Origin of the sequence: Streptomyces viridosporus, from assembly GCF_002078235.1 — a bacterium.
In the GTDB taxonomy this organism is placed as follows: Bacteria; Actinomycetota; Actinomycetes; order Streptomycetales; family Streptomycetaceae; genus Streptomyces; species Streptomyces viridosporus.
Window position 1 is genome coordinate 1 of record NZ_MSGP01000449.1, and the last position, 5037, is coordinate 5037.

Genomic DNA, 5037 nt, shown 5'->3' on the forward strand with positions numbered 1-5037 from the left:
CCGCTGCCAGGCGCTGCCGCCCACCGACTGGCAGTCCGTCTTCGGCGGCAGCGCCTGGCAGCGGGTGCCCGACGGACAGTGGTACCTGCACCTGTTCGCCGCCGAACAGCCCGACCTCAACTGGGGCCACCCGGACGTCCGCGCCGACGCCCGCACCACCCTGCGGTTCTGGTCCGACCGGGGCGTGGACGGCTTCCGCGTGGACGTCGCGCACGCCCTCACCAAGGACCTGAGCGAGCCGCTGCGCGACCTCGGCGCCCCCGAGCTGAGCGGCGAGGCCGCCCTCGCCGAGTTCCCGCCCGGCACCCACCCGCTCTACGACCGCGACGAGGTGCACGAGATCTACCGCGACTGGCGCAAGATCCTCGACGCCTACTCCCCGCCCCGCATGGCCGTCGCCGAGGCCTGGGTCCCCGGCGCCCGCCGCGCCCTGTACGCCCGTCCGGACGAGCTGGGCCAGGCCTTCAACTTCGAGTACCTGAAGACGCCGTGGAACGCCGACGCGCTCCGCCGGGTCATCACCGACTCGCTGGAGACCGCCCGCGCCGCCGGCGCCTCGGCCACCTGGGTCCTGTCCAACCACGACGTCGTCCGCCACGCCTCCCGCCTGATGCTGCCGCCGGACACGGACGAGAACGCCTGGCTGCTGTCCGGCGGCAGGGCCCCCGCCGTCGACCCGGACGCGGGACTGCGCCGGGCCCGCGCCGCCACCCTGCTGATGCTGGCGCTGCCCGGCTCGGCGTACGTCTACCAGGGCGAGGAACTCGGCCTGCCCGAGGTCGCCGACCTGCCCACCGAGGTCCTCCAGGACCCGATCTGGGAGCAGACGGGGCGCGTCCGCAAGGGCCGCGACGGATGCCGGGTGCCGCTGCCGTGGACGACCACCGGACCGTCGTACGGCTTCGGCGCGAACGGGGCCTGGCTGCCGCAGCCGCCCGGCTTCGCCGCGTACGCCGTCGAGGCCCAGGACGGGGTCGAGGGCTCGACCCTGGAGCTGTACCGCACGGCGCTGCGCCTGCGCCGCAAGCTGATCGAGGACGAGACGCTGACCTGGGCGCAGGAGACCCCGCGCGGGGTCCTCCAGTTCGACCGCGGCAGCGGCTGGCGCTGTGTGACCAACCTGTCCCCCGACCCGGTCGGCCTCCCCGCGGGCGAGGTCCTGCTGACCAGCGCGCCCCTGGAGGACGGCCGGCTGGGCCCCGACACGACGGTGTGGCTGGGCCGCTGAGCCGGGGCGCCGTGCGGTCCCGGCCGGTCTCCTCGGGGCGGGCCGGGACCACCCGTACGGGTCTCCTCGCGGGCGGCCCGCGCGCGCACCGCGCAGAATCGCTTCCGGGTGCGTCCGTGGCGCCCGGTGCCCGAAGCCCGCAGTCTGCCCAGGGAGCCCGCCGACGATGAACAGGTCGAGGAAGACAGCGGCCGTCGTACTGGCCGCGGCCGGCGTCCTCGCGGGCGTGTGGCCGGTGGCCGGGTCGTACGCCGCGGCCGACGACCGCGCCGCTCCGACGCCCGGCCCCCGGGTCCTGTGGGGCGAGGTGACGATCCCGCCCGGGCGGGAGGGCACCGTCGAGGCCGCGGGCTTCACCGATCCGCCCCCCGGCACCGGCTCCACCCTGACCCTGACGGCCCCCGCCGGGACCCGGGTGACCGGCGTGCCCCTCGACGCCCCGGGCTACCGGGGCTCGGTGGCCGCCGACGGACGGACCGCCGCGTACACCGTGACCTCGGCCCGGCGGCAGGGGCACGAGGGGACCTTCCCCTTCGTGCTGGCGATGTCCGCGGACGCCGTGCCCGGGACCCGGCTGAGCGGCTGCGCCCTGCGGGTGGCCGACGCGGACGGCGTGCCCCTGGCCACCGGCGGCTGCCAGGTGACCGTGGGGCTGACCGAGCCGGTCCTGACCCGGCCGGAGTCCGGGGTGCCGCTCGGCACACGGCCGGCGATCGCCGGTACGGCCCATCCGGGCGCGCGGGTCACCGTCTCGGACAAGGACGACGACGAGGTGTGCGCCGCCACCGCCGGGCCCGAGGGCCACTGGAACTGCACGCCCGGCCCGGCCCTTCCGGCCGGGCCCAACCGGCTGCAGGCCATCGCCACGCTGAACGGGGTGAGCGCGGCGAGCGAGCAGATCCAGATCACGGTGGGGGACGCCGCGCCCGACCGGCGGCACACCGCCCACCGGTAACGCACGCGCCCGCCCCGCAAGGGAGCGCGCCGCCCGCTCCCTTGCGGGGCGGGCGTCTTCGGGGAGGAGAGCGGTCAGACGTGTCCCGGGCCGCCGCTGCCGAAGCCGCCGCTGGAGCCGGGCAGCCAGCGCTTGCGGATCTGGTCCTTCCCCGTCCTGGTACTGGCGTGGTGGAGCTCGTAGGGCATGAGCCGTGCGCCGCTCTTCGGCGACAGGGGCACCTCGTCCGGTTCGCGTATCTCCCGCATCTCGCGGACCGCACCGCCGTCCGGCAGTCTGGTCTGCTCCTCGGGGGTGGGGCGGTGCTCCTCACGGTCCATGACCTGCATGCCGATACGTACGGCCCAGATCAGCGCGCCGGCCACGACCAGCCCGCCGATGAAGGCCCCGATCAGGCTCCACACTTGTGCGCTTGCGGCCAGAAGTTCGTACGTTGCCGTGCTCATGGTCCGATTATGGACGACGAAATGCGATAAAGCTCCTGGAATGTCCGATGGGGAGAACGGGCCCTCGGAACGCCCCCGCCTCGTTCGGCCCGTCCCGGCGGGCGGCCCGCCCCGCGGAGTGGCAGATTGCGGTCAGCGGGAAGGCCGGGCCGGACCGTCGCGTCCCCACGTGTGCAGCTCGGGGCTCGGCCCGGCCTTTCCGCACGCCGCCTCCGGGAGCCCCGCGCCCGCCACGGCCTTCCGGGCGGCCCCCGCGCGCCGCCCGGAAGGCCGTTCCCCGCATCTCCGGGCCGCCCGCGGGCCGGGTGGTACCGCCTGCTCCCGGGCGCGGCACCCGCGTGCGCTCACTCGATCTCGCGCATCATCTTCTCCATCGAGCCGACCGCGAGCCGGGTCTGCGTCAGTTCGTCCAGCAGGTGCCGCTGCTCGTCGGTGGTGCGGCGCTGCAGCTCCACGGTGTCCTCCAGCAGTCGCGCGTACCGGGTCGCGAGCTCCTTGTACTGCTCCTCGCGCGCGGCCAGCATCCGGGCCCGCCAGGTGGCCGCGACCTGCCAGACGATCACGATCATCAGGCTGAAGAACCCGGCCGCGCCGACGGCGCCGACCAGGACTCCGAGCTCCTCGGCCCCGGCGGCGTGCGTCACCAGCTCCTCGTTCATTTCGCTTCCTCTTCCGCGTCCTCTTGGGCGCCTCGGTCCGGCCGGCCCGTGGTCCGGCCGGCGGTGTCGTCCCCGGGGCCGTCCCCGGTGCCGGTGAGCGTTGCGGCCGCGCGGGCGATGACGTGCGGGGTGAGCTCGTAGACGAACGGCGTGACGTCGTAGTACTTCATCGTCTTGCCGTCCTCCGCGAGTTCGCGCGTACCGGTGACGAGACCGGCCGCCTCCAGCCGCTGCAGGTGCATGTGCAGCAGCGGGCGGCCCATGCCGATCTCGCGGGCCAGTGCGCTGACGTAGTTCCGGTTCTCCAGGAGCGCCGCGACGATCCGCATGCGGTGCGGGTTGCCGAGCGCGGAGAGCACCTTCAGCAACGCGTCACCCGTGGTCACCCCGTGCGGGACCTCGGGCATCGCGGCCCCCTTCCCTCGTACCTGTCAGAAAAGGCTGACAGTCGCCGGTGGCACCCGTCAAAGATTTCTGACACATCTCCGGGTCGAGTGGGGGACGCCTCAGGGTCGGCTCGGGGACGCATCAGGGAAGCCCCCGGGGAGCACCGGGCCGTGCCCCGGACCACGCCGAGTCACGCCGGACCGTACCGGGCCGTGCCCCGGACCACGCCGAGTCACGCCGGACCGTACCGGGCCGTGCCCCGGACCACGCCGAGTCACGCCGGACCGTACCGGGCCGTGCCCCGGACCACGCCGAGCCATACCAGGCTGCACCCCGTACCGTGTCGGGCCGTACCGGGCCGTACCCGCCCGGCGGCGGCGCGGCCCGCACCGCCTCACCCGCACGGGTGACGCACAGAGAGCGCAAGACCTGTCGCCGCCGCGGCAGATTTTCCGCCGGGCCGACTAGAGTTCTCCTGTGGGGAACCCCTCCCCGCAGCGGGCCGTTTCCCTCAGGGTCCGCAGGAAGGTGCGTATGCCCTCGGAAAGTCAGCCGCCCGCCGACGGCCGGCAGCCGGACGAAAACCGGCTCCCCGTCGCCGACCGGCTCGACGACGACCATTTCCCGGCCTACACCATGGGCAGGGCCGCGGAACTGGTCGGAGCCACACCCGCTTTTCTCCGCGCCCTGGGCGAGGCGCGGCTGATCACCCCGATGCGGTCCGGAGGCGGCCACCGCCGTTACTCGCGCCACCAGTTGAGGCTGGCCGCCCGGGCCCGTGAACTCGTCGACCAGGGGACGCCGGTCGACGCCGCGTGCCGCATCATCAGCCTGGAGGAACGGCTGGAGCGGGCCGAGCGGGCCAACGAGGAGCTGCGCCGGGGCGACGGGGACGCCGTCCGCGGACACCGGTGAAGAATCTGTCCCCGCCGGAGCAGAAATCCCACCACCGCTGCGGAAATATCTCTTCCCGAACAAGTCGTCGGTGTTTTCCCGGTGATTTTCCTTTTCCTCGTTCCTGTCGGTCTCCGTGCTAGGCTGACGCCAGTTGCAGTTGTGGTTGCCAGTTTGCTACCGGGTCTCCGGGCAGGTGATCATCGCGACGATGAGGGAATTCGTGAAGTGCGATTTCCCAGCACTGTCTCAGGAGATGTGATATGGCCACCGGTACCGTGAAGTGGTTCAACTCGGAAAAGGGCTTCGGCTTCATCGAGCAGGACGGCGGCGGCGCCGACGTCTTCGCCCACTACTCGAACATCGCCACCTCGGGCTTCCGTGAGCTCCAGGAGGGCCAGAAGGTGAGCTTCGACGTCACCCAGGGCCAGAAGGGCCCGCAGGCGGAGAACATCGTTCCCGCCTGAC

At 73.4% G+C, this 5037-nt stretch carries 7 protein-coding genes; 4 read left to right on the forward strand and 3 right to left on the reverse strand.

What is annotated here, in order from left to right; all coding sequences use genetic code 11:
* On the forward strand, positions 1-1228 hold a 1228-nt coding region (locus B7L92_RS28525), incomplete at its 5' end, for an alpha-amylase family glycosyl hydrolase (protein WP_081240265.1).
* Between the two features lie 166 nt (positions 1229-1394).
* Entirely contained in the window at positions 1395-2183 is a 789-nt protein-coding gene (locus tag B7L92_RS28530; protein WP_081240266.1) for an Ig-like domain-containing protein, read from the forward strand.
* A 74-nt stretch (positions 2184-2257) separates the two neighbouring features.
* On the opposite strand, the gene B7L92_RS28535 is transcribed toward B7L92_RS28530, so the two are convergent.
* From B7L92_RS28535 to B7L92_RS28545, 3 genes are all read right to left on the reverse strand, one after another.
* Entirely contained in the window at positions 2258-2629 is a 372-nt protein-coding gene (locus B7L92_RS28535) for a DUF6479 family protein (protein WP_081240267.1), read from the reverse strand.
* Positions 2630-2973: 344 nt separating this feature from the next.
* Complete coding sequence (locus tag B7L92_RS28540; RefSeq protein WP_016825412.1) at positions 2974-3288, reverse strand: hypothetical protein; 315 nt, start codon at positions 3286-3288, stop codon at positions 2974-2976.
* Positions 3285-3695 carry an ArsR/SmtB family transcription factor gene (locus B7L92_RS28545; protein ID WP_081240268.1) on the reverse strand — a complete coding sequence of 137 codons (411 nt, stop codon included), beginning with the start codon at positions 3693-3695 and terminating at the stop codon, positions 3285-3287. Before B7L92_RS28545 ends, B7L92_RS28540 begins: the two co-directional genes overlap by 4 nt.
* Positions 3696-4209: 514 nt before the next feature.
* Here B7L92_RS28545 and B7L92_RS28550 point away from each other — a divergent pair.
* A complete protein-coding gene (locus B7L92_RS28550; protein WP_081240269.1) occupies positions 4210-4590 on the forward strand; it encodes a MerR family transcriptional regulator in 381 nt (126 codons plus the stop codon).
* Positions 4591-4832: 242 nt separating this feature from the next.
* Positions 4833-5036, forward strand: coding sequence for a cold-shock protein (locus tag B7L92_RS28555; protein WP_003969786.1), 204 nt, complete (start codon positions 4833-4835; stop codon positions 5034-5036).
* The last annotated feature ends 1 nt before the right edge of the window (position 5037 follow it).